We start from the raw sequence: 25,578 nt of genomic DNA on the forward strand, positions 1-25,578 counted from the left end.
ATGTTGTGACCGAGTATGTACTCCGGGGAGACCCGGCTCAGTGGCCGCAGCTTCCACCAATTGGTCAGCTACTGCCGGGTAATGAAGCACGCCTGCTGGATAAGCATCTTCAGCCTGTGTTGCCCGGGTGCGTGGGTGAGTTATTTATCAGCGGTGTGAACATGGCGCTGGGTTATCTGAATAATCCGGTACTGACCAATGAGCGCTTTGTCGAGATGGCAGAGGGCAAACGCTGGTATCGCACCGGAGATCTGGTGCAGCTCGATGAGCAGGGCCAGTTGCGCTATGTTGGCCGCAGCGACACCCAGGTTAAGCTGCGCGGGTTCCGTATTGAGCTCGGCGAAATTGAAACTCTGCTGAACCAATACCCGGGCGTGAGTGAAGCTCTGGTGACGGTACACCAGCAAAGCCGTTTAATTGCTTACTATGTGGCGGATAAGCCTTGTGATGAAGCTCTAAAGGCGGTATTGCAAGGTGCTTTACCAGATTATATGTGCCCGGAGCTTTACTATCACCTTGAGCGACTGCCGCTTACCGATAATGGTAAAGTCGACAGACGTGCGCTACCACAGCCTGATGCTCAGCAGCAGGCGCAGTATACGCCACCCCAGACGCCAACCGAGCAAACACTGGCGCAGATCTGGCAACAGTTGCTGTCAGTAGAGCAAGTGGGCAAAGGGGATAACTTTTTCACTCTGGGCGGGCATTCTCTGCTGGCAATGCGCCTGGTGACTCAGGTTAAGCAGAGCTTTGCCATCGAGTTTGGGGTTAAGCAGGTATTCGAGACTCCGACTCTGGACAGCATGGCATTGGCCATTGATGCGGCTGCACACAGTGAGCTGGGGCAGATAAATGCAGTATCCAACCCGGATGCCTGTTATCCCTTGTCCTATGCGCAAAGTCGCCTATGGTTTATCGACCAGCTGGAGCAGGGCAGCAGCAACTACAATGTACCGGCGAATTATCGCCTTCGTGGTGCCCTTAAAGTGACCGCACTGCAAGCCGCTTTTGCCGCCCTGAGTGACCGTCATCATATCCTGCGTACAGTTTACGAACAGGGCACAGACGGGCCTGTCCAGCGCATTACACAGCGACAAGCTCAGCTCACCCTGCGTGATTTGAGTGGTCTGTCTGATCCGCAACAGGCACTGGACACTACGCTTCGCGAGTTGTCTGCGACCTGCTTTAACCTGGCAGCAGATCTGCCCGTACAGGCGGTGTTATATAAAGTGGCCACACAGGAGTATGTTCTGGCGCTGGTGATCCACCATATTGCCGTTGATGGCTGGTCATTTGCAGTGATTGAGCGCGAGTTGTTCGCTCATTATGAGCAGCTGTGTGCCGATCAGATGCCGGATGCAGAGCCATTAGCCATTCAGTATAAAGACTTTGCCCAATGGCAACATCAGGATGCGCAGCAACAGGCGCTGAGTCGCTCCGAGCAGCACTGGAAAGAGGCGCTTAACGGCGCCCCCAAACTGCACAGCTTGCCGCTGGATAAGCCTCGACCTCAGGTACAGAGCTTTAGCGGGGCACGGTTTATTACCGAACTGGATAGTGATGTCAGTGCGATGCTCAATACACTGGCGCTGGATCAGGGGTGCTCATTATTTATGGTGCTGGAGTCGCTCTTTGCGGCGTTGCTGGCCCGTTACAGTGGCACGGACGATATCATGATAGGCACACCCGTTGCCGGACGTGAACGACCTGAAATCGAACCTTTGGTTGGCTTTTTCGTCAATACTGTGGTGCTGCGTAACCGTCTGGCATTGTCGCAGGGCTTTGTTGAAAACCTCAGAAGTACCAGCACGATGATCCTGGACGCCTTTGAGCATCAGGCCATGCCATTTGAGCGCCTGGTGGAAGTGCTTCAGCCAGAGCGTAGCCTGAGTCACTCACCATTGTTCCAGATCCTGTTTGCGCTTCAGAACAATGAATTTGACGAATTGCAGGTCGCTGATCTGGCGGTTGAACCTATGGGATATGACAGGGACACCAGTAAGTTTGACCTTAAGTTGTCGACCATAGAGCAACCCGAGGGCGGCGTAGTGCTGGCCTGGGAATATAACCTGGACTTGTTCAGCGAGCAGAGCATACAACGTATGGCACGTAGTTTTGCCACGCTTGCCCGGGCGGTTGTGAACCAGCCCCATACTCCGTTGGCACAACTGGACATGATCGACCCGCTGGCACATGCAGAGCTTGCCGCTTGGAATGATACCCGCCATCAGTTTACTGAGCAGGTGCCCTTCCATGACTGGTTCAGTGCCCAGACTAAGGCGACACCTAATGCGATTGCTATTCGTCAGGGCGCTGCGCAGATAGACTATCAGCAACTGGATGCTTTGGTTAATCAATGGGCACATTTGTTGATTGCACAGGGCGTGAAACCGGGTGATGTGGTTGCGCTGAGCCTGGATAAATCGATTACGCTGATTGCCTGCATGCTGGCGGTATTAAAAGCCGGCGGTGCCTATCTGCCCGTTGACCCTGATTATCCGCAGTCACGGATTGACTATCTGGTTGCTGATTCCGGGGCTGTTTGTGTGATCACATCACACTCTGACAGCGAGAAGTTCCCGGCACTGGCAACACGCTGCTTAGTTGACTGTCCGCACTGGCAGGCTCAGCTGAGCGCCTGTGAGACTGTCGCACCTGATGTCACCGTGTCGTCACTGATGCCTGCCTATGTCATTTATACCTCAGGTTCTACCGGTCAGCCAAAGGGCGTCATGATCAGTCACGCCAATATTGCCAATTATCTGGCTCAGGCGTTAGACACTTATTTTGTGTCGGAACTGGAAGGGTCAGTACTGATGAGCTCGGTCAGTTTCGACGGTACTATCCCGAATATTTACCTGCCGTTACTGCGGGGTAAAACAGTCCATATCGCTGACAATGATAACCTGTATCTCAGTGCCGCGCAGATCCTGACAGACAGCGACGTGCCGCTGTACATTAAGGTGACGCCAACTCAGATAGAGGTCCTGCTGTCTCAGTTAAGTGCGCCTGTGGCTCAGCCACACACACTGATGATGGGAGGGGAGGAGTTCACGGTGCAAACCTATGAGCGGATCCGTGCTTTATTGCCTGACGCCCGCATCTATAACCACTATGGTCCGACTGAAACCACCATTGGCTGTACATTTAACTTTGTGGCAGAGCCGCCACAGGGGACCGCGATTGCCCTGGGTAAACCTATTCACAATACTCGCTTGTATGTGCTGGATGAGCACCAGGCGCTGGCACCAGTGGGCGCTGTGGGCGAATTGTATATTGCGGGTGAAGGGGTCACGCTGGGCTACCTTGGTGCTGCCGCTGAGCAGACCGGGAGCCGTTACCTGCCTGAATATGGTAATCCGGGTGGCCGTATGTACCGCACGGGCGACCAGGTGCGCTGGCTCAATGACGGTACGATCCTGTACTTTGGTCGTAACGACGGACAGGTGAAGCTCAACGGTTACCGGATTGAAACCGCAGAGATTGAATCCTGTCTGCAGCGCCTTGATGGGGTTGAACAAAGCTGTGTGGTGATTAGGCAAGATGCGCAGCAGCAGGCCATTTTGGTGGCATATTATTGTGCATCGCAGACGCTCGACAGTCAGACACTACAGACTCAGCTCAGTGCTTTGCTGCCTGAATACATGGTGCCTAAAGCCTGGATGCAGCTTGATGCCTTACCACTGAATATGAGTGGTAAAGTCGACCGTAAAGCACTGCCTCAGCCTAGCTGGCAATCAGAGGTGGCTTATCGCTCACCTGAAACGCCATTGCAGCAGCAGCTAGCAAAGATCTGGCAGTCATTGCTGGGCCAGGCACAAGTTGGCCTGGACGATAGCTTCTTTGCACTGGGCGGGCATTCATTGTTGGCCATTCAGCTGGTCTCGCGGATCCGCGATGAGCTGACGCTGGAAGTGCCGGTCAGAACCATTTTTGAAGCACCAAAACTGGCGCAGTTCTGCGAGCGACTCAGTGCAATGAGTGCAGTTTCAGGCATGACCGAGATCCAGGTGCTGGCAGATAACAGCCCGTCTGTGGTGTCTTATGCACAGCAGCGTCTGTTGTTTATTGCCAAGTCCAACCCTGAGTCCGGGCTGTATAACATGCCTTACCCGTATGACATCTCAGGGCCGCTTGATCTGACGATGTTCAGGGCAGCGCTAGATATAATCGTGACACGTCAGCACAGCTTACGGACACGTTTTGTGCTGGGCGAGACACTATTACAGTATTACACGGAACATACTCAGGTTGCCCTTGAGCTGGCAGAGTTAGAGGGGGATGCACAAAGTATCGCTGACTGGGTGAATGAAACTTCGACCCGCGCGTTTGATTTGCAGGGAGACAGCCTGTTCCGGGTACATGTCGCTACCCTGGGGGCTGAGCGCCACATGGTGAACTTTGTCTTCCATCATGTGATTTGTGATGGCTGGTCAATCGGACGTTTCTGGCAGGAGCTCAGTTATCTCTATACCGCGCTGGTACGTGGTGAACAACCGCAGTTACCTGAGCTAAAAGTGCAGTATCGGGATTATGCCGCATGGCAGCGCGGCTGGTTCAGTGGTGCAGTGCTTGAACAGCAAAGTGACTACTGGCAACAACAGCTGCAGGATATCCCGGCGGTGCACAGTTTGCCGCTGGATTTTGCCAGACCGAAAACCCAGTCTCACCGTGGGCACTTTATTGGTACTGAACTGGATCAGCAGACCCTGGCGGGGCTTAAAGCGCTTACGCAACGTCATGGTGCAACCTTGTTTATGACGTTACAAACCGCCTTTGCGGCACTGCTAAGCAGCTGGAGCAATGAAACTGATATTGTGATGGGGACCGTGGTGGCAAACCGCACCCAGCGAGATGTTGAAGCGCTGATCGGGTTCTTCGTAAATACCCTGGTGCTGCGCAACCGCTTTGATGACAACCCGAGTTTTGAGCAGGCGTTGCGCGACTCCAAGCAAATGCATCTGGATGCTCAGTCGCATCAGGATATGCCGTTTGAATTGCTGGTAGAACAACTGCAGCCAGAACGCAGCACGGCTTATCATCCGTTGTTCCAGGTGCTCTTTGTGTTACAAAACAATCAGTCGGCGGATTATGGTCTGGACCAGCTGGTGGTAGAGGACTATCAACGCTCAGCTGAGTCAGATGTGAAGTTTGATTTGTCACTGACAGCCCACGAATCTGATACCGGTCTGTACTTCACCTGGGGTTACTGCCGTGATTTGTTTGCTCAGCAGAGCATAGAAATCGCCGCTGAGGCCTTTAACCGCTTGCTCAAAGGGATAGTTGATGCGCCACAGCTGGCTTTGTCACAGCACACGCTCAGCGATGAGCCGATTGCTGAGGCAATTTGTCACTCGTCGCAAGGGCCACAGTCCATCGCTGCGGCGATCCGCGCCTTTGCGCTGGAGGATGCCGCACATACTGCGGTGTTCTATGCACAGGAGCAGCTCAGTTATGGCGCACTTATCGAGCAGGCCGACGCACTGATGCAACGCCTGGCGGCGCAAGGCGTGAGTCATGGCGACAAGGTAGCGGTGATGTTTGACCGCTCGCTTGAGCTGGTGGTCGCGCAGCTGGCCATTATGCAGCTGGGCGCAGCGTATGTGCCACTTGACCCGAACGCCCCCATGGACCGGCTGAGCTACATTGTAGATAACGCACAATGTTGTATGTTGCTGAAAGCCTCACACTTTGAGGTTGAACTGCCGTGTCCGACTTACACCGCGGCGCAACTTCCTGAGGCTCACGGCACGGCTGTATCTGTGGTCGAAAACCACCCGGATGATCTGGCTTATATTATCTATACCTCAGGTACCACAGGGCGTCCGAAAGGGGTGAAGATCAGCCAGGGCTCGATTTTCTCTATGCTGACCCAGCTGGAATTCTGCCCGTTCAATCGCGATACCCGGGTATTGCAGTTGTTGTCACTGGCATTTGATGCGGCTGTTTTTGACATCTGGGGACCTTTGGTCCACGGCGGTGCTGTGGTGTTCTATCCGGGTCGTCATGTTGAGATAGATAAGCTGGAGCAGGTGGTGAAGCAAAGTGGTGCGAATACCGCGTTGATCACCCCGGCACTGTTCGAACCCTGGTGTGAGCAGCTCACGGGCACTTGTGGCTTTAGTCACTTGTTGATCGGGGGAGACGTTTTCCCGACTCAGTCGGTGCGACGCTTATTTGAACTAGACCCTGAGGTTGAGGTTTACAATGTTTACGGTCCGACCGAGAACAGCGTTTTGTCGAGTTATTATCCGGTTCCGCGCACATTGCAGCTGAGCGATGATATTCCTATTGGCCTGTCTCTGGGTGGTACCCAGTATACAATCCGTAATGCACAGGGGCAGCGTCTGCCATCTGGATTTGTGGGTGAGCTGTGCTGGCATGGCCCGAGCGTGGGTATTGGCTATCAGAACAACCCTGAAGCCACTGAAGCGGCCTTTATCACAGATCCGCAGTCGCAACAGCGATACTATCGCAGTGGTGATATGGCACGGATTGGTATGGATGGCATGTGTTACTTCAAGGGACGCAAAGATCATCAGGTGAAACTGCGGGGCTTCCGTATCGAGTTACAGGAGATTGAGCAACAGTTTGAACTGCATCCTGCGGTGCGTCAGGCCGCGGTCTTGGTCAATAAAACGGACTTTGCGGTCCCTACCTTGTGTGCTTATGTATGCCTGGCCCAGGGCGCCGACGAGACGCAACTTGGCGATATCTGGCAACAGGTTCGTACAGGGTTACCCGGATATATGGTGCCAGGGCATTATGCCTTAGTGACAGAAATGCCGGTGAATCTCAATGGTAAGCGCGACGATAAAGCCCTGCAGGCGCTGACCCTCAGCGAGTGTACAGTGGATAACTATGTCGCACCGGAAACAGACACGGAGCAACAACTGGCCGAGCTCTGGTCGCAGATGCTTCGCCTGGAGCAGATCAGTATCCGCAGCAACTTCTTCGAACTGGGAGGCCACTCCTTGTTAGCGATGCAGCTGATTTCGAAGATCAATGATGCCTTTGAGTTAGAGCTGAATGTGGCTGATTTGTTTGAGCTGGGCGACATTGCGTCGATGGCCGAAGAAATCGACATAATGCTGGATGAGCAAGAAAGTGGGTGGTTATAAGATGATAAAGTCTCCGTATTACTTTGCACCTAAGCCACTGCTTAACCCTCGTGCACGGATCTTTTGTTTTCCGTACGCGGGGGGCACCAGCAGTATTTACTTTGACTGGCCAGACTATTTTTTCAGCCGGCAGATTGAAGTAGTGGCAGTCAGTCTGCCAGGGCGCGGTGCGCGCTTTGGTGAGCCATTTGATGCCAGCATTGAGGCGGCCACAACCAATATGGTTGACGAGTTTGTGCCCTATCTGGACAGGCCCTTCTATCTGTATGGTCACAGTAATGGTGCGTTATATAGTTATGAATTTGCTCGTCAGTTACTTAATCGCGGACAGTTGCTAAATTGTCGGCGGGTATTTTTGGGCGCAAAGGCCGCGCCCCGAATTACCTATCGGCGCGATCCGCTTCACTTGCTGAATGAAACGGATTTCAGGCAGGCACTGGCTGAGCTGGGCGGCACACCACAGGCGCTGTTGGCGGATGAACAATTGCTGGCGTTGCTGTCACCTATGCTACGCAGCGACTTTAAGTTGGGGTTTGATTATATGTCCACAGAGCCTCAGCAGCGCTTGCAGCAGCTTCCCACCACGCTGATTTATGGTACACAGGATGTGGATGTGGGCGCCCAAGCGATGTCTGCATGGCGCGAGTTGCTGCCACAGGCTGAGCTGGAGTCAGTCGCCGGTGGACACTTTTTTATCCATCACCAACAGGCCTTACTGGTCGATCTGCTCTTGACGCGGATCCCAATGTAGCCGATAAACGGAACTAGAAAAGGATAGACAACAATGAAAACACTTTATTCACTGGCTTCTGCCGTGTCGCTGCTGGTCAGCGCACAGGCAGGAGCCGCAGTAGTCACGGATAGCGGAGTTAAAAAACACGCAATGGAAACATCAACACTGAACATATTATACATGGGCAACAGTCACACCAAACGTCACAGTGTGCCCGAATTTGTCAAAGCCATCATTGAAGCGTCCGAGCCGGGGGTTCAGGTTAGCTATCAAATGGCGCCCGGGATCTTATTTCTGGATCAGCGCTGGGATCATGGTCCGAGCCGTAAGATGTTAAAAGACACCTCATTAAGCCATGTGGTATTGCAGGCGCAAAAATACTCACAAAGCCGCAGAAAGCTCTACTCAACCAAAGAGGCGAAAAAGCTGGTTGCGCTGGCGAAGGACCATGGCACCCAGGCCGTTATGTTTCCTGAGTGGGGTCAAAGAGGCCGTCAGTGGGAAGGCCAGTATGTGCATGATATTTATGCGGGCATAGCAAAAGAGTCGGGCGCATGTATTGCACCCGTTGGTTTGGTGTGGGATAAGTTTTTATCGGAGCACCGTATGAACTTACATGCTATGGACGGTAACCATGCTAATGACAAAGGCGCGTTTCTGGCCGCGCTGGTGTTATCGCAAAGTATTCTTGGTCGCCCGGCAGATCAGCTTGCAGTCACCACCACCGCACCTGTTGACGCTAAGTTACAAAAGCAAATGCAGTTAGCGGCAGCTAGTCTGTTTCAAACGGAAGCGGCGAACTGCGCATCTTAGTAAGGGGTGGTCCGAAGGCGCTAAGCCATCGACCTGGTCCGGCACGTGAGTGTGCCGGGCATCTAACCTCTCAACTCGCTTATCTGTAAACACGCTACCCCGGCGCAAAGTTAGCGCAAGCGACCACACGCTTCTATAGTTTAACTAAATTCCTTGTACTGCATATTGCATCATGTTCAGGATCATATTGCTGTTATCTTTTCTAGCCTGGCAGCCGCACGCTCAGGGCACAAATCCCGTAAGTATTGCAACTGGTGAATATCCGCCGTTTACCGGCAGTAAGTTGCAGGACGATGGGTTCGTGAACCAGGTTATCCGCTTGGCACTGGCGAATGAAGGATATCTGGCGCAGTTTGAATACTTACCCTGGAAGCGCAGTTTTCAGGCGGCTCGGCAGGGGCAATATGCGATGGCGTCATACTGGGTCTGTGAGACTGAATATCAGCAACATTTTTACTGTAGCGATGAGCTCTATCGTGGTCAGCTTTTGCTGTATTTCCGTTCCGACACACCGTTGCCACAGTGGCGTAGTATTGACGATCTGAAACCTTATCGGATAGGCGCGATTTTAGGCTATGAATATGTGCCAGAGTTTCGCAAGGCGATTGAAGAGGGCGAGCTGGATGTGATTATGGTCAGCAATGACCGGCTTAATCTGAATATGCTACTCAATGACCGTGTGGACCTGATCCTGCTCAGTGACACGGCAATGCAAAGCCTGCTGAACAACCACTTTCCTTCCTTACAAAAAGATAAGATTCGGGCACACCCCAGACCATTTTTAAATTACCGCGCTCATGTCTTATTTCCAAAATCTAGAAAAGAGAGTGTTGTGCTACGCGACCAGTTTAATCGGGGGCTGCAAACACTCAAAGCGACTGGTGAGTTTGAACGCCAGTGGCAGCGGTTACTGAATGGAGAGTTTGTACCGGAACGTTAGTTTCTATGGAAGGTGAGCAGGCCACACTAGAAACGGCTTCTCCAGCTTGTCAGATGACGTGTCAGGATAATGATAAGACCAAATATAACTGGCTGTTTATTATCTGTATTTTTGTCATTATGAATTAATTCATGGATTTTCCCGCGGTGTTGTAATTTGATTTTAATGTGTTAGTTTGAAGCGACTTTAACAAACATAAGGAAATTATAATGAAGTTAAATCTAAAGAAGAAAAGCATCAAATCGTTGAGTTCGGACAACAAAAGACTCCCTAATGCAGCAACGCCTGCGGTTGCTGGTGGAACATTCACACAATACGAATGTGATACGGGCAGTTACTGCAATACTATGCATTGCTTTACGAATAAAGATCAGGGTTGTAACTCTCAGCTTTATACCTACCAGGGTACAGGTTGCTGCAGAACCACCCTGTGCTAAGTTCAGTTGAGTAACGCCGTGTGCCTAAGCCATGATGCAAAGGGAACTCTTTCAACAAGTGTCATTCCCGAAATGGTTTTATCGACACATGGCAAACGCTGCAGGCTCATCATTCGGTGTAAGCCTGCCGCTATCATTTTTCTCCATACACTACAGTGATGCACTACTTTTCAGGAGCAGCCAAATACGCTCGCGTTTGCACTGGGCGTTAACCTTAGCTGGGTTTCTCGATCCCATACCTGACCGGCCCCGTTAACTTTTGGGTGAGAAAGGTCTACCTCTATTAGGGTTAAACTTCGACAAACCAGGTTCGACTTTTTATTTGGCGCTTAATCGCTTGATATCTCCCTCAACCGATTCCATTTTGGCGATCACTAAGGTGCCATCGGCTGCAATATCGTAGTGCCAGAGCAGGTGTTGTGTTTTCAGAAGCTCAGGCTTTGCGACACCATCCAGTGCCAGTCGCCAGATATGATCCGTTTTTGACCAGGCGCTTTGCCAGTACAAATAACCATCTTTGAGTCTGGGATTGGTTATCTGATGATATGCTCTGGGTTCAAGGGGAGTCAGTTTAGTTTCCTCCATGCGCGCAGCGCTTATTTCCGTGCTGTGATAAAGTGCGGCGTCTTTAAAGATGAGCCAACTTTGAGCCCGATAGTCATACATCAACATATCTGATGCCAGTGCAAAGCGGCGCTGCAATTGACCTGCTTTGTCATAGATCAAAACGTCATGACCGTCTGTTGCCCACAGCGTATCTGCATCTATCCAACCAAAATGGCGAAGTGAGCGCGATAGGGCAGGAGTGAAGGTGTGCATTACCCCAGAGCGGTCTAGCAGCAGTAACCGAGTCTCCCGGTTAGCCAGAATATGGGCATTATCCGGGCTCCAGGTGACAAAGTTGACGTACTCACTGCCCTTGTGATGGGTCAGCTGAACTACCTTGTCATTGCTATGCAGGTATATTTCACACGCGCCGGTGCGGCGTGACATAAATGCCGTTTCACCCAGGCTGTTGGTGACTGGCAGATAATCATGGCTGGAACTGGAAAAAATAGGCAGGTTGTCTTTGTCGCGAATATTCACCTGCCAGCTTTCGGCGGCACTGAAAATATAACCCTGCTTGTCAACACTAAGGCTGCTAAATATCCCCTGCGGTGTCGAGATGACCTGATATTGATGTCCATCACGCGTTGTGGCGATCAGGTTATGGTGCTTGCTGCCATCGTTAGTGATCATGCTGTGTTGTTTTGGATCATAGGCAATCAGCCAGACTGGGAAGTTCCAGTGTAGCTGCACTTTGCCATCCAGCGTGATTAAGCGTGAATGCTGAAAGGCATTTTTCACCAGGTAATAGATTTGATTGTCCCAGCCGCGCAATGTGCTGGTGAGCTTATCGCCTTCATCGAGCTTGAGAGGAATAGGAATATATTTATTATTATCAGTATGATACTGATATGCCTGCATGCCCGTTTTGCTTAATACAGAGACAATAAGCTGATTGTCTGATTGCCAGCTTGGCGCCTGTATACGATAACAAGGCAGGCCTTGAGCGCGGTTCAGCTGCTGACCTTGCGCGTTCACAATCAATAGTTCACAACGGTCACCCTGATAACGCCAAACTGCCAGCCAGTCTTTTTCAGGGTGCCAGGTTGGTTTGGCAACTCGGCTGTCAAATTGTAAACGCTGTATCGGGTTGCCTTGCTTATCGGAAATAACCAGAGTTTTGAAATCGTCGATATACGCCAGAAGCGATTTACTGGCGTGGGCGGCGACATCAAATTCTAACCCCAATTCATACGTGATATCTGCGACCTCATACTGCGGAGCAGCAAAGGGAGCCGGTGCAGCAGAAAAGTAAGCGATTGCACTGAAGCAGGCTGTGACGACAGGGAGTGCCATCATTAGTACACGCTTTTTACCGGTCATGCCTTGCTTTGCAACCGCATCGTTTGGTAAAGCCGTGATAGTGTGCCCGTTATATTGTGGTGCCCGTACTAGCGGGGAGGCGTGCAGAACTGTCACTGGCGCAATAAATACATAGCCTCGTTTGGGTACGGTTTTAATAAAGCGAGGGGTTTTGGCACTGTCATTGAGTACACGACGCAATTTGGTCAGCAGCTGGTACAGGCTATTGGACTCGACAATGGTGTCTGGCCACAGTGCGGTGTTTAATGCTTCCCGAGACAGGACCTTATCAGGAGACGTAACAAAGAGTTCAAGGAGTCTGGCAACTTGTGGCTCAAGCTTGATAGCGACCTGGCTTTCGGGGGCGCGCAATTCATCCTGACTGGCATCAAAATGCCAGGATAAAAAGTGGTATTGCTGAGCGCCAGTCGATATCGCCATGGTGGTTGTTTCCTTAATTATTGTTGTAGCCTGTTGCCGCTGCAATGCGGTACCCGCACCTGAGTCTGGATCGTTTGGTCAGATGACTGACTCAGAGGCCGACTTATCAGGTGTCACGCATTCTGTCTGCTGAAACTAACCTAGTTCAGAACAAAGTCAATAATCTTCAGGGGTTGATCACCTTTATTCAGGAAAATTTCAGCTTTTTAAAGGCCCATTTCTGCTGCAATGAACGCAATCAGTCATATCGGAAGCAGTCATATGAAACAGCACTATTTAACTTTGTGTATCACAGCGGTATTGGGCAGCCAGTCACTCTGGGCAAGCGAAATTCACAATACAGAGGTAAACCTCGACGGTCGTCTGGATGAACAACAATGGCAATCAGCTCATCAGTTTAAGCAATTTTATCAGGTGGTTCCGGCGACACTGACAACACATTCAGACAAGCTCCATGCAAAAGCATTCAGCAACGCAGCGGGGGTTTATATTGGTATTGTTAACTTTCAGGACAGAGCAAGCAGGCAGAAGCAGTTTAATATTCAGGATGCCTTTATGCAGGCTGAATTCAACCGCATCGTGGTGGATTTCGCGGGTGATGGCAGCGGCGCGTACGAGTTTGCCGTGACTCTGGGTGGTGGCACGCAAGATGCCGTATTGACGCCACAGCTGACCAAAGACGGTGACTGGGATGGCGATTGGCAGTTTGCAACGTTTGAGGCGGATGATTACTGGTCTACAGAAGTCTTTATCCCGTGGCATACCGTATCTTTTTACAACCCGGCTCAAGGCACGGAAAGTGCGCTTGGTGATATTGGTGTGTCAATACAGCTTTATGACCTGGGGAAAAATTATATCTATTCAAATCAAAAACAAACAACCAGCAATAGCGATTTTTATCTGGGTATGCCAAAGCTCAAATCGGCCATTCCAAACCATAGCCAACTGAGTTTTGTGCCGTATTTTAGTCATCAGCAGCATTTTGCCGAGCAGGCCAAGAATAGTAGTCAAAGCGATGTAGGTTTTGATCTGTTTTATAAACCTAGTCATCACCAGAAACTGTCGGTGGCGGTTAATCCGGACTTCGGCCAGGTCGATAGTGACGAAGTCGACATTAACTACAGTGCGGTTGAAACACTGCGCAGCGACAAGCGGCCTTTCTTCACTCAGGATATTGCAGTGTTTAGCGTACAGGCTTTGCAAGATACCAAACTGATCCATACACGGCGTATTGGGGCTGGCAGCGACGATGGGCGGGAATTTATCACCCCTATCGATTTGGCGACCCGTTTTGTTCATCAGGGAGAAACCATGCAGGTCGGTGCCTTTGCAGTAAAAGAGGATGACCTGGACAGTAACGCCGGAAAACGCTTTTATGCGGCCCGCGCCAAGTATCGGCAAAAGTACTGGCAAACAGGTGTGCTGGCCACACATACAGAACGGCCATGGCTGGACCGTCAAGCCACGACGATGGCCTGGGATAGTCAGTATCAAAGTGCCACCTGGTCATTTCAGGGCGCTTTGCTCGCCAGCGAGGTCGAGCAGCAGCAAAAGCAAACTGGTAATGGGGCATCATTGCAACTGGGGTATCAGTTTTCTCCCAATACAAATCTGGAAGGGCGATATCTTAAGCTTAATAAAAGTTTTAATAACAGTGATTTAGGATATGCACAGCGCAATAATTGGCAGTATAGTGAAGCCAAATTCAGTCATGCGATTAACACCCAAAGCGATTGGTTAGCGCGTATCAAGCACTCTTTGACACTCAGTTATGAGGCCGATAGCCAGGGTCTGAAACTGCCGGCCCGGCAGGCCTATCTGAGCCAGTGGCTGCTGGCAAGTGGTGGTCAGATTGATCTGCATCTGGACAGGGTCAGTGGCGGCTGGCAGGACAACCTGGGTCGTCAGAGCCAGGCCTTTGAAGTACCCGGTAACTGGGAAACTCGGATAATGTATGTGAGTCCTTACATTGGCAAATTCTCATGGGCCGCAAGTTTTGAGTACGATCAGGAGGGGTTTGATGGACGGGCTCAGCAATATGCGATTGATATGACCTGGTTACCACACCCAAACTGGACTTTAAAATTCAACAATTTTTATCGCACCGGAGATGGCTGGCTGGTGGCAAGTGACACAGATCAGGTCACTCAATATCAGCGTGATTTCTTCGTAAATAAGATTCAGGTTAGCGGATTGATAACCGATAAACTGGAATTTTCTTCAACGCTTGAATGGGCCGTACTGGAAGCCCGCAGTGACGATGTGTACTCCATACAGGCGCATAACAGACATCGCCTGAACAATGTGGATACCAGCTTTGAAGATCGTCGCTTGTCCAGCCAGTTTAAGTTGCGCTATCGGATGGGGGCACTGTCTGATGTGTTTTTGGTATATCGGCGTGGCGGGGCTGTGGGAGAAAGTGTACCTGGCAGTCAGATTGGCTCAGAGCCCTGGCTTGAACGCGCAAAACAGCTTTGGCAATCACCTTCACAGGATTCCGTGCTGCTGAAGGTCAGGTATAAGTTTTAACGGCGCAGCTGCAGCTGTTCGGTATCTGTGTGAATATTTCTCAATTCACACTCTTGGGACAACACAGCATACTCAAACTTTTAAGTTTAGGGACAAAGCTATGCAAATAAGACATGCTGTTATACTGAGTGCAGTGTTGAGTTTGGTTACCTCCTGCGCATCCCAGCAGTCGGCTACTGAGCTGTATCAGTCTCAGGATTGGGTTACGGACGGGGTATTTACTCAGGGGGTAGAAGGCCCGGCCGTAAACCGAGATGGTGACCTGTTTGCGGTCAATTTTGCCCGACAGGGCACCATTGGTCAGGTGAGCGGACAAGGTGAGGCGGGTTTATATCTGAATTTGCCTCAAGGTAGCACAGGCAATGGGATCCGCTTTGATGCGCAGGACACTATGTATATTGCGGATTATACCGGTCACAATGTACTGAAAGTGACGCCTGATAAAACGATTTCTGTGTTGGCTCATAACCCCAAAATGCATCAGCCCAATGATTTAGCCATCAGTGATAAAGGCATACTGTATGCCAGTGATCCGGATTGGCAAAACAACACGGGACAGCTTTGGCGCATTTTACCTGATGGGCAAACTGAATTGTTGCGTGCAAATATGGGCACCACAAATGGTATAGAGGTCAGCCCCGACAATCGTACTTTGTATGTGAATGAGAGTGTGCAGCGCCGGATCTGGGCGTTTGAGCTTGATGAGCAGGGGATGATAGGTGACCCAGAGCTGTTTTATGAGTTTAACGATCATGGCCTGGATGGTATGCGCTGTGACGAAAATGGCAATCTGTATGTTGCCCGCTATGGAGCCGGGGAAGTGGTGATACTGTCACCAAAAGGCCAGCTACTGAGAAAAGTGGTGTTGAAAGGCCAATATCCGACGAATATCGCGTTTGGTGGCAAGCAGGGCAAACAGGTGTTTGTGACCATGCAAAAGCGAGGCGCTATCGAAACCTTTATCTCAGAATACGCCGGGCGTTCGTTTAACCGACATACTTTGTAACCACACACAGATACTTTGTATTGAGGTGTTTTGTTAATATCGGAACGGTTAAATATCAAGGACCTGTATGATAGAAATAAAACACCTCACAAAAGTGTATTTGCATGACCCTGTTTTTTCTGACTATTATGCCGTGCTGAGTGAGCAGAAGCTCTGCATCGAAGCGCCAAATGGACTGGGGAAAAGCACGCTGTTCAGGATCATTGCCGGCCTGGATGACGCGTTTCATGGTGATGTACTGTTTGACGGTAAGCAGCACTCTGCCATGCAGAAAATCGTGGCACTGGCCAGTGACTCTATAGCCTTTCCGGATTTTTTGACGGCCAGACAATTACTGCAATTGACAGCTAAAAGCTGGGCATGTCCCTGGCCTGAGCTAATGATCCGGCAAATGGAGTTTGAGCCCTTTTTGGATACTCGTTACGGCGCACTGTCGTCCGGTAATCAGAAAAAGTGCCAATTAATCAATGCTATGATGAGAAATACGCCTTATCTGGTGCTGGATGAACCGAGCGCTGCATTAGATCATGCCAGCGTTGATGTGTTGTTAAGCTGGCTTATTCATCACCCTGCACAAGTGATCATTAGTTGCCATGAACCTCAGCCCTTTATTGAAATTGGCTTTGTAACTCAGTCACTGTTTGAGTGAGGTGCTGATGTTACATTACTACCAGTATCGCTACCGTGCGTTCCGTGTTGCGCTGGCTGCGTTGTTGCGCCAGCTTCAGCAGTTCTCACTCATGTTTGTGACCTTATTCTTCATTTTCATCCCTCAGTTGATCATTGGGGTGTTTTTTGGTCTGGGTAAGTTGGTGTCGTTCGACTCGCACGGTGTTGCGATGAAAGTGGCATTTGGTTTCCTGTTGCTACAAAGTTTGCTGTTACAGGCGGTAAAGCCCGCAATTACTGATATCCGGTACAGGGCCTATCACCTAACCCTGTTGCGAACCCGGTTTCATCAGTTTGTGGCTGACTGGCTGCTGTTACTGGTGTGCCATGTGCTATTTGGTGCAGCTTTGCTCCTCGCAGTGAGTATGGGCACAGCGACACTCTGGCAGGCTCCGCAGTTGCCAGGGTTTATGCTGGCACAGTGGCTGTTTGCGCTGGCCTTGTTGTACCGCCCGCAAACATTGGTTTCATCTTTGTGTGTTGCTTTCGTTGCCGTCTGGCTGGCTCCGAGTATTCAGGCATATCTGGCTGTGAGTGTGCTGTGGCTTGCGCTGGATTGGTTCAGACCCAGGCTGAAACTAGCGGCACCGCAACCCCAGCTCACTCCCCTCAGCTTTTGGTACTATACCATAAAAGAGTATCCCTGGATGATGTTGTGGCGAGCAGGCGCATCATTTCTGGCTTTGTGGGCAGGCATGATCATGGCACATGAGCGGCCCGATCTGCTGCATTACTACACTTTGATGATACTTCTGGTGAACCAGCTGTGGTGGTCCAGCTTGTATTTAGATACCAGTAAACAGGTGGCGGGACGCAGGGGGTTTTGGCGGAGTCTGGGCCTTGACAGTCAAATTGAGTTTAGCCAAAACGCTTTGCTCTACGGATTATGCCTGATCAGCTGGCTTGCGGGGGTTGTGCTGCTAAACGGCGAGTTGTTTACCGTGTCGGTAATCGCTACTTGTCCGGCACTTGTATGGACTCTAAAGCACTATCCGCAGCGTTTTGCTGTTGTCTGGGGCTGTGTCAGTGTGACGCTGATGATGATTAAAGTGCTGTTTATTTAGGACAGGAAAACAAAAAAGGCCAGCATGGCTGGCCTTTACATTAGAGACAAGTTACGCGGCGTCCGCGTCTTTTGCAACCACTCTGGCTTTACCAGCCAGCAGGTCGGCCGGGTCAAAGTCATCAACATTGATAACGGCCAGTCGCTTCTCTTCAACGGCTGCCAATTTGTTGGCTTCGTCGTTATTAAGTGCACCACATTCGCGGCCCATTTCGGCCACTTTATCTAATCGCATAAATGGCAGCTTTTCACCTTTGGCACGACATACTTTGTCGAACAGAGGCTCTACTTCCAGAATGTCTTTCAGTGTTTGCTCTTGTTTGCCGATCAGGTTAAGCGGTTCATCACGCATATAAATGTGTGATGCAAGGCGGTCACGGGCGGCACTTGGTGTTTGTAGCAGTTGTGCCAGTTTGTGCTCCATTTGGTCTGTTGGCTTGCGCACAGGACGACCAAACGGGAACAATACGAGCTTGAGCAAACCACGTAGCGCCATTGACGGCATGTTGTTAATTAGATCCGCCAATGCACGTTGACACAGGTACAGGTGCTCCTGACAAGCCCACTGAACGTAAGGCAGATCTTCTTTACGACGGCCTTCATCGTTGTAACGTTTCAGTGTTGCAGACACCAGATACAGGTAGCTTAGCAAGTCACCAAGGCGCGCAGAAATACGCTCTTTACGTTTCAAAGAGCCACCAAATACGGCCATACAGATGTCAGACATCAGCGCCAGTGACGCACTAAAGCGCGCTGCGGCACGATAGTAATCGGCTGTTTCATCGTTAAATGGTACTTTGCTGAAACGACCACCAGTCAGAGCCAGCCACTTAGTGCGAACCAGATTAGAAATGGTAAAGCCAATGTGGCCCATTAGTGCCTGGTCAAAGCTGTTCAGCGCTTCTTCTTTATCCTTAATGGTACAGGCATTTAGTTCAGCCAAAACAAAAGGATGGCAGCGAATTGCGCCCTGACCGTAGATGATCATATTACGAGTCAGAATGTTTGCACCTTCTACCGTAATCGCAATTGGGGCACCCTGATAGCCGCGGCCCAGGTAGTTATTTGGACCCAGACAGATGCCTTTACCACCGTGAATATCCATTGCATGCTTGGTTGAATCACGCATTTGCTCTGTCAGGTGATATTTCAAAATAGCAGAGATAACAGACGGCTTTTCACCTAAGTCGACAGCACCCGTTGACATGCTCACTGCTGCGTCACTGCTGTAGGCGTAACCACCTAGTTTAGCCAGTGCTTCTTCAATACCTTCCATCTTACCGATAGGCAATTTGAACTGACGGCGGATACGGCTGTATGCACCACTGGCAAGCGCCAGAGACTTAATACCACCGGTCGAGTTAGACGGTAGCGTGATCACGCGACCCACTGACAGACACTCCACCAGCATACGCCAGCCCTGACCGGCCATTTTCGGACCACCAATGATAAAATCAAGGGGTACAAAGACGTCTTCGCCCTTAGTTGGACCATTTTGGAAAGGTACGTTCAATGGGAAGTGGCGACGACCAATTTCAACGCCAGGGGTGCTGGTTGGGATAAGCGCACAGGTAATACCAATTTCTTTTTTGTCGCCCAGCAGGCCATCCGGGTCGCGCATTTTGAATGCCAGACCAAGTACAGTCGCAACGGGTGCAAGCGTGATATAACGCTTATTCCAGGTTAGGCGAATACCTAAGGTTTCTTTGCCTTCCCACTCACCTTTACAGACGATACCGAAATCCGGGATAGATGAGGCATCAGAACCCGCTTCCGGAGAGGTCAGTGCAAAACAGGGGATCTCATCGCCTTTTGCCAGGCGAGGCAGATAATGATCTTTTTGCTCTTGTGTACCATAGTGCTGAAGCAGCTCGCCCGGACCGAGTGAATTAGGTACACCTACAATCGATGAAAGCAGAGTTGATTTACTGGTTAGCTTTTGCAACACACAAGACTGTGCATAGGCCGAAAACTCCAGACCACCATATTGCTTTTTGATGATCATGGCAAAGAACTTGTTGTCTTTGAGATATTGCCATACGTCCTGCGGTAGATCAGTCAATTCATGAGTGGCTTCCCAGTCGTTCAGCATGGCGCAAACTTCTTCAACAGGACCATCCATAAAGGCTTGTTCTTCCGCAGTCAGGCGTGGCGCCTGATACTGGTGAAGCTTATTCCAGTTAGGATTACCACAGAACAAGTCGGCTTCCCACCAAGTAGTACCGGCATCGATAGCTGACTTTTCTGTTTCAGACATGCTAGGCGTGACTTTTTTGAACGCCTTAAACAATGGCGCAACGATATACTGTTGACGCACGTTAGTCATTGATAAGGGAACTGCGATGGCCAAGAAGATAAGCCAGGCAAATGCGCCAAAGGCGCCGGCGAAGGTGCCGATCAGCAGCGTCGCCGCAGCAACACCTAAGCAGGTGTTCCAGCTCGCACGGTGGTAGCAGGCAGCGCTAACCAGTGCGATTAAAGCGAGTGTAAATAAAAGTGTCATGTTGTTATTCCTTGTAAGAGGTCTGACCACATTGGCTAGGCTAGCTTGTTGGACCAGTGATTTCAAGCCTAAAAAGCATCTTATCTTCATTTTAGTTGCTATTTAGTTACCTCGCGAGTTGGTCATATTGGTGTTGTTTTTATGTAATGAGTTTGTAATTTTTAAGATTGCTCCTATATTTTAAGAGATCATTCTAGGAGGGAATCGTCATGCAATATGGAACATTGTGTGTCGCATCTGCGACGTTTTTTGCTATGCTGCTTTCAGCACACCTTTATCAACCCGCTGTATTTCTTAATCTTGCCAGTTGCGTCTTGTGCGCTATCTATGGTTATCAGGGCGCCAGTATTATCGCTATGTTTTTAGCCTGGTGTAATGTTCAGGCGTTTTTGGTCAGTCCATGGATAAACCTCACCGAACAACCAAGTGTCAAAGCGCTTGTACTGTTTCTGCTTTGCCTGATGTTCGCGGCTATCAGTATCGGGGTTAGTAAACGTTAGCCTGTTGTCCGAGCCTTGGCTGCGGTACAATAAAGGGTCCGTGTATCGTTTGGGAAGTATGAATGAAGATCCTTGCAGATCAGAATATGCCCCTGGTTGAAGAGTTTTTCTCTGATCTGGGGGAGGTCAGTCGCTTTGATGGTCGCACCATAGCGCCGCACCAGCTGGCTGATGTTGACGTGTTGCTAACGCGCTCCGTCACTCAGGTTGATCAGACACTTTTGGCTGAGGCATCGAAGCTAAAGTTTGTTGGCACCGCAACAATTGGAGTCGACCACATTGACAGGTCGTTACTGGCTGAGCGAGACATTGGTTTTGCCAGTGCTCCCGGTTGTAATGCTGTCGCTGTTGCCGAATATGTGATCAGTGCTTTGTATGCCTATGCGCAGCACAAGGCGATTAATCTGCAGGGTAAAAAGCTAGGTATTGTTGGGGTTGGTAATATAGGCCAATGCTTACACGATAAACTGGCTGCCAGTGGGGTAGAGCTGCTTTTGTGTGACCCACTCCGTCATGAAGCGGGGACTTTAACGCAGCACATGCCACTTGATGAGCTGTTAGCACAAGCCGATATTGTTACTTTCCATGTACCTTTGATTAAGACCGGTGTTCATCAGACCCGGCATATGCTTAATGCTGAACGCATAGCGACGCTTAAGCCTGATATGTTGGTGATCAATGCAAGCCGGGGAGATGTGATTGATAACCAGGCTTTGTTAGCAGCGCTTGAGAACGGCCAGGCAATCGATTTGGTGTTAGATGTATGGGAAAATGAACCCAATATTTTGAAGCCTTTGTTGGATCATACATTGTTTGCCTCAGTGCACATTGCTGGTCACACACTTGAGGGGAAAGCCCGTGGAACGCAAATGTTGTATCAGGCCCTGTGTGACCAACTCGGTATTACAGCCACAAAGTCGCTTGAGTCGTTTTTGCCGATCCCAGCTCTGACATCTTGTTATGCAGAGCATACGCTTAGCGAACAGGAACTCGGCAGGTTGGTTCATCTGGTCTATGATATTCGTCGCGATGATGGCCTGATGCGTAATAATATCACCAGTCAGGGGTTTGATATGTTGCGCAAGAATTACCCGCCTCGTCGAGAGTTTAATACCTTGACGGTGCAAAATGCACCTCAGTGTGGGAAGCAGTTACAACAGCTTGGTTTTAAAGTAATTAATTCGAATGAGGAATAATATGTCGCAGAAATATGATGTGGCGGTGCTCGGTGCAACCGGGCTGGTAGGCAAGCAAATTATTGAAACTCTGGCCGAACGAAAGTTCCCGGTTGGCAATTTGTATCCTCTGGCAAGCAGCCGCAGTGCGGGTGAAGAAATTGAGTTTAACGGTGAGACGCTCACTGTGCTGGATGTGGCAGAGTTTGATTTTAGCCAGGCTCATATAGGTTTGTTTTCGGCAGGAGGCAGCGTGTCGGAACAGTATGCGCCAATAGCGGCCGAAGCGGGCTGTGTTGTCATTGATAACACATCACATTTTAGATATGACTATGATGTGCCCTTGGTTGTACCAGAGGTAAACAGTGCCAGCCTGGCTGATTTTCGCAATCGCAACATCATCGCCAACCCAAATTGCTCGACCATTCAAATGATGGTGGCATTGAAACCGATTTATGATGCCTACGGCATTGACCGTATCAATGTGTCTACCTATCAAGCGGTATCTGGTGCAGGTAAAGAGGCGGTTGAGGAGTTGGCCAAGCAAACTGCTAACCTGATGAATGCCCGACCTATGGAAAATGAGGTATTCAGCAAGCAAATTGCCTTTAATGTCATTCCGCAAATTGATGCGTTTCAGGACAATGGTTATACCAAAGAAGAAATGAAAATGGTTTGGGAGACGCAGAAAATCCTCGGCGATAGCAGTGTTATGGTGAACCCAACGGCCGTTCGCGTTCCTGTTTTTTATGGTCATGCCGAGGCAATTCACCTCGAAACGCGTATGCCTTATGATCTTGAACACATTAAACAGTTGTTAAATGATGCCCCAGGTCTCGAACTGATTGAAGATGAACAGGATTATCCGACACCGGTCAGTGATGCCAGTGGCAACGACACCGTATATGTAGGTCGACTGAGAGCAGATATCTCGCACCCGCATGGTCTGAACCTGTGGGTCGTGTCTGACAATACCCGTAAAGGAGCGGCAACAAACAGTGTACAGATCGCAGAAGAACTAATCGCGCACTATCTGTAATTATTGCCGGGCCCGTGACCAATCACGGGTCCAGATTCCTGTTTTGTTTGTTCCCATACGGCAGCATTTTGCCACTTTTCACTTCTCATCCGCCAAGTCTATGTATTTCGTCTATCCTTGAGTGTATTCAGAGGCTTAAATAAAGAATTGGTAACTCACCAAAAAGCATGATAAGAATGTTAATTTTCAATACTTTGGCGATGGATATTCACCGTTATCTGGTTTATAGTTGGCAATTGGAACAGAGCTTGCACAAGCCCTATTAAGCACAATTCAGTAGTCGCGTTGCCGCCAGGGCAGCGCAAGAAGAGTATACAAAGGAACAGCATGCGCGGTTTAGCCTTTATTTGTATCTTAGCAATGGCCCTAATTGCAGCGCCCGTTCATACCCAGGACGGGACCGTTCTCAAAGGTCCTAAAGGGGTTGATCTCGGGCTTCAGGGACGCTCAGTTGGCCCGATAAAGTCAACAGATACCTTATGGCGCATCGCGCACAAAGTTCGCCCTAATGACTCCGTTTCTATCTATCAGGTAATGCAGGCCTTATATGAGAAAAACCCACAGGCTTTTCTCGACAACAACCTGAACCATATGCGCGATGGCGCTTATCTGAAAATTCCAACTTTAGCTGAAATACGTCGCGTTAATGCGCAGTTAGCGCGTCAAAAATCTGATCAAGACGATGAGCTATGGGAGCTGAAAAAAAGTGGTAAGCTTGACCAGGCTACCATAGATGCTGCCGATAAGCGGGTAACTCAAGCGCGTAAAGTTGATGTTGAAGAAGCCCGTGAAGCGTTAACCAACGAGCTAAAATCACTCAAAATGGAGCAAGACTCGCGTCTGCTCGATTTACAAACTCAGTTTAAAACCTCCGTACGTAGTGTTGAAGAGATCCTTCAGGAAAACAACGAACTTGAGAAAAAACTAAATAATATTTCTGAAGAGCTTAAAAATGTTCAGGAGCAGCTGGGCAGAGATAGCGAAATTCAGCAGCAGCTTAAAGCTGTGATTGATATGCAAAGTGAAATGATTGCGCAGCAGCAGATGCAGGCACAAGCAGAAGCTGAATTTAGCATTGCTAAGCTGTTTTCCAACCCTCTGGTTGTTGCCTTACTGGCGACCATTCCTGCCTTACTCATCATTGGTGCGGTTGTGATGCGCATGCGCAAAGGCAAGGCAAAACAAGCGGAGGCAGACGATGAATTTTTACCACAGTCACCAGCACCTGTCGCCGCAGCGACGGCAACAGCGGCAGCAGTCGATCCGCTCGATCTGGATATGCCACATGACAGTGGCGAAGATGCTTTAAACGAAGGCGTGCAGCTCGATGACGATATTTTACCTGATGATGAAATCGTCTTTGATAGCCTGGAAGATGATGCATTTGAAGAAGGTAATGACACGCTTGAGCAGGATGAACTGGACAGCTTACTGAACGATGACATCGTGTTTGACGATGAGTCGGATGTCAATGCTGAGCAGTCAGATGCTGACGACCTTGATGAGTTTCTGCAACAAAACTTCGATGAAGCGGATGACAGTCTGGGTGATGAAATTACTCTGGATGTCGACGCTGACGCAGCGTCGGGCGATAACGACATACTGAGTGCCGATGACATTGATGATTTGTTCAACGAAGTCAGCGAAGGGGCTGATGACGATACTCTGGATGTCAGCGACGACGCACTTGCCGCACTAAGCGAAGAATTAGCCGAAGAGAGTCTCGAAGAAGTTGATACCGCGGAGTCTGACGTAGCTGCGGATGAAGACTTTGATCTGGACGACATTGATAGCTTGATAGATGAAGTCGGTGAGTCGCCCCCAAAGTCCCCAGCGGCTGATGGAACAGCGACAGACGACGGTATTCTGAGTGCTGATGATATTGATGACTTACTCGATGGCGCACTTGATGATGAGCCCGATATCGCAGAAGACGATTTTGACGTTGACGATATAGACAGCTTGCTTGATCAGGCCCAGGATACTGGTGACAACGATGCACTTCCTGAAGAATCCGATATTGACTCTGATGATATCGACAGCCTGCTGGAAGAAGCGGTCGATGCGACCCCTGACGAAGATTTACTGGCAGAAGAACCTGATGATATCGACAGCCTGCTGGAAGAAGCGGCCGATGCGACCCCTGACGAAGATTTACTGGCAGAAGAACCGGATGATATCGACAGCCTGCTGGAAGAAGCCTCTGATGCAGTGCCTGACGAAGATTTAATGGCAGAAGAACCGGATGATATCGACAGCCTGCTTGAAGAAGCCTCTGATGCAGTGCCTGACGAAGATTTAATGGCAGAAGAACCGGATGATATCGACAGCCTGCTGGAAGAAGCCTCTGATGCAGTGCCTGACGAAGATTTACTGGCAGAAGAGCCGGATGATATCGACAGTCTGCTGGAAGAAGCCTCTAATGTAACGCCTGATGAAGATATACTGGCAGAAGAGCCGGATGATCTGAATGATTTGTTAGAAGAAGAGCCTGAGGCGGAACCCTCAGAAGACATGCTGGCGGAAGAGCCGGACGATCTGGATGGGTTATTAGAAGAAGAGCCTGAGGCCGAACCCGCAGAAGACATGCTGGCGGAAGAGCCGGACGATCTGGATGGGTTATTAGAAGAAGAGCCTGAGGCTGAACCCGCAGAAGACATGCTGGCAGAAGAGCCGGACGAGCTGGATGGGTTATTAGAAG

The 25,578-nt window shown here is 50.0% G+C and carries 15 protein-coding genes (1 of these 15 running past the window's edge); 13 read left to right on the forward strand and 2 right to left on the reverse strand.

The window, feature by feature from the left end; translation table 11 throughout:
• From ACXAH1_RS15390 to ACXAH1_RS15410, 5 genes are all read left to right on the forward strand, one after another.
• Nucleotides 1-7,121: the 3' portion of a non-ribosomal peptide synthase/polyketide synthase gene (locus ACXAH1_RS15390; RefSeq protein WP_475197816.1), read on the forward strand. 20,416 nt of this gene lie to the left of the window's left edge; 7,121 of the gene's 27,537 nt are visible here — the last part of the coding sequence; its start codon lies beyond the left edge, outside the window; its stop codon occupies nt 7,119-7,121.
• Between the two features lies 1 nt (nt 7,122).
• Nucleotides 7,123-7,872, forward strand: a complete 750-nt coding sequence (locus ACXAH1_RS15395) for a thioesterase II family protein (protein ID WP_475197818.1) — start codon at nt 7,123-7,125, stop codon at nt 7,870-7,872.
• A 33-nt stretch (nt 7,873-7,905) separates the two neighbouring features.
• Nucleotides 7,906-8,667, forward strand: a complete 762-nt coding sequence (locus ACXAH1_RS15400) for a hypothetical protein (protein ID WP_475197820.1) — start codon at nt 7,906-7,908, stop codon at nt 8,665-8,667.
• 187 nt (nt 8,668-8,854) lie between these two features.
• A complete protein-coding gene (locus tag ACXAH1_RS15405; protein WP_475197822.1) occupies nt 8,855-9,607 on the forward strand; it encodes a substrate-binding periplasmic protein in 753 nt (250 codons plus the stop codon).
• Between the two features lie 209 nt (nt 9,608-9,816).
• Nucleotides 9,817-10,044: a hypothetical protein gene (locus ACXAH1_RS15410; RefSeq protein ID WP_475197823.1), complete on the forward strand. Its 228-nt coding sequence runs from the start codon at nt 9,817-9,819 to the stop codon at nt 10,042-10,044.
• 318 nt (nt 10,045-10,362) lie between these two features.
• Here ACXAH1_RS15410 and ACXAH1_RS15415 read toward each other — a convergent pair whose 3' ends face one another.
• Nucleotides 10,363-12,393, reverse strand: coding sequence for a winged helix-turn-helix domain-containing protein (locus ACXAH1_RS15415; RefSeq protein ID WP_475197824.1), 2,031 nt, complete (start codon nt 12,391-12,393; stop codon nt 10,363-10,365).
• A gap of 261 nt (nt 12,394-12,654) precedes the next feature.
• On the opposite strand from ACXAH1_RS15415, the gene ACXAH1_RS15420 reads away from it, so the two are divergent.
• From ACXAH1_RS15420 to ACXAH1_RS15435, 4 genes are all read left to right on the forward strand, one after another.
• Nucleotides 12,655-14,922 (forward strand): DUF5916 domain-containing protein, encoded by a 2,268-nt coding sequence (locus ACXAH1_RS15420; RefSeq protein ID WP_475197826.1) that lies wholly within the window; start codon nt 12,655-12,657, stop codon nt 14,920-14,922.
• 100 nt (nt 14,923-15,022) lie between these two features.
• Nucleotides 15,023-15,928, forward strand: coding sequence for an SMP-30/gluconolactonase/LRE family protein (locus ACXAH1_RS15425; protein WP_475197828.1), 906 nt, complete (start codon nt 15,023-15,025; stop codon nt 15,926-15,928).
• A gap of 67 nt (nt 15,929-15,995) precedes the next feature.
• Nucleotides 15,996-16,577, forward strand: a complete 582-nt coding sequence (locus tag ACXAH1_RS15430; RefSeq protein ID WP_475197830.1) for an ABC transporter ATP-binding protein — start codon at nt 15,996-15,998, stop codon at nt 16,575-16,577.
• Nucleotides 16,578-16,584: 7 nt separating this feature from the next.
• Nucleotides 16,585-17,661, forward strand: coding sequence for a DUF6136 family protein (locus ACXAH1_RS15435; protein WP_475197832.1), 1,077 nt, complete (start codon nt 16,585-16,587; stop codon nt 17,659-17,661).
• Nucleotides 17,662-17,712: 51 nt separating this feature from the next.
• Here ACXAH1_RS15435 and fadE read toward each other — a convergent pair whose 3' ends face one another.
• Nucleotides 17,713-20,163 (reverse strand): acyl-CoA dehydrogenase FadE, encoded by a 2,451-nt coding sequence (fadE, locus tag ACXAH1_RS15440; protein ID WP_475197833.1) that lies wholly within the window; start codon nt 20,161-20,163, stop codon nt 17,713-17,715.
• A gap of 209 nt (nt 20,164-20,372) precedes the next feature.
• Between fadE and ACXAH1_RS15445 the strand changes: the two genes are divergently transcribed.
• The 4 genes from ACXAH1_RS15445 to ACXAH1_RS15460 all read left to right on the forward strand — a co-directional run.
• Nucleotides 20,373-20,663 (forward strand): DUF6419 family natural product biosynthesis protein, encoded by a 291-nt coding sequence (locus ACXAH1_RS15445; protein ID WP_475197834.1) that lies wholly within the window; start codon nt 20,373-20,375, stop codon nt 20,661-20,663.
• A 62-nt stretch (nt 20,664-20,725) separates the two neighbouring features.
• Nucleotides 20,726-21,859, forward strand: a complete 1,134-nt coding sequence (locus tag ACXAH1_RS15450; RefSeq protein WP_475197836.1) for a 4-phosphoerythronate dehydrogenase — start codon at nt 20,726-20,728, stop codon at nt 21,857-21,859.
• Between the two features lies 1 nt (nt 21,860).
• On the forward strand, nt 21,861-22,877 hold the full coding sequence (locus tag ACXAH1_RS15455; RefSeq protein WP_475197838.1) for an aspartate-semialdehyde dehydrogenase: 1,017 nt from the start codon (nt 21,861-21,863) through the stop codon (nt 22,875-22,877).
• A 327-nt stretch (nt 22,878-23,204) separates the two neighbouring features.
• Nucleotides 23,205-25,578, forward strand: a 2,374-nt coding sequence (locus tag ACXAH1_RS15460; protein ID WP_475197839.1) for a FimV/HubP family polar landmark protein, incomplete at its 3' end; no start/stop codon positions are given.

This window comes from Pseudoalteromonas sp. AWH4_217 (assembly GCF_056161105.1).

Coding starts and splice junctions, on each gene's coding strand:
- ACXAH1_RS15395 (WP_475197818.1), top strand. CDS start 7,123: ATGATAAAGTCTCCGTATTACTTTGCACCTAAGCCACTGCTTAACCCT.
- ACXAH1_RS15400 (WP_475197820.1), top strand. CDS start 7,906: ATGAAAACACTTTATTCACTGGCTTCTGCCGTGTCGCTGCTGGTCAGC.
- ACXAH1_RS15410 (WP_475197823.1), top strand. CDS start 9,817: ATGAAGTTAAATCTAAAGAAGAAAAGCATCAAATCGTTGAGTTCGGAC.
- ACXAH1_RS15415 (WP_475197824.1), bottom strand. CDS start 12,393: ATGGCGATATCGACTGGCGCTCAGCAATACCACTTTTTATCCTGGCAT.
- ACXAH1_RS15420 (WP_475197826.1), top strand. CDS start 12,655: ATGAAACAGCACTATTTAACTTTGTGTATCACAGCGGTATTGGGCAGC.
- ACXAH1_RS15425 (WP_475197828.1), top strand. CDS start 15,023: ATGCAAATAAGACATGCTGTTATACTGAGTGCAGTGTTGAGTTTGGTT.
- ACXAH1_RS15430 (WP_475197830.1), top strand. CDS start 15,996: ATGATAGAAATAAAACACCTCACAAAAGTGTATTTGCATGACCCTGTT.
- ACXAH1_RS15435 (WP_475197832.1), top strand. CDS start 16,585: ATGTTACATTACTACCAGTATCGCTACCGTGCGTTCCGTGTTGCGCTG.
- fadE (WP_475197833.1), bottom strand. CDS start 20,163: ATGACACTTTTATTTACACTCGCTTTAATCGCACTGGTTAGCGCTGCC.
- ACXAH1_RS15445 (WP_475197834.1), top strand. CDS start 20,373: ATGCAATATGGAACATTGTGTGTCGCATCTGCGACGTTTTTTGCTATG.
- ACXAH1_RS15450 (WP_475197836.1), top strand. CDS start 20,726: ATGAAGATCCTTGCAGATCAGAATATGCCCCTGGTTGAAGAGTTTTTC.
- ACXAH1_RS15455 (WP_475197838.1), top strand. CDS start 21,861: ATGTCGCAGAAATATGATGTGGCGGTGCTCGGTGCAACCGGGCTGGTA.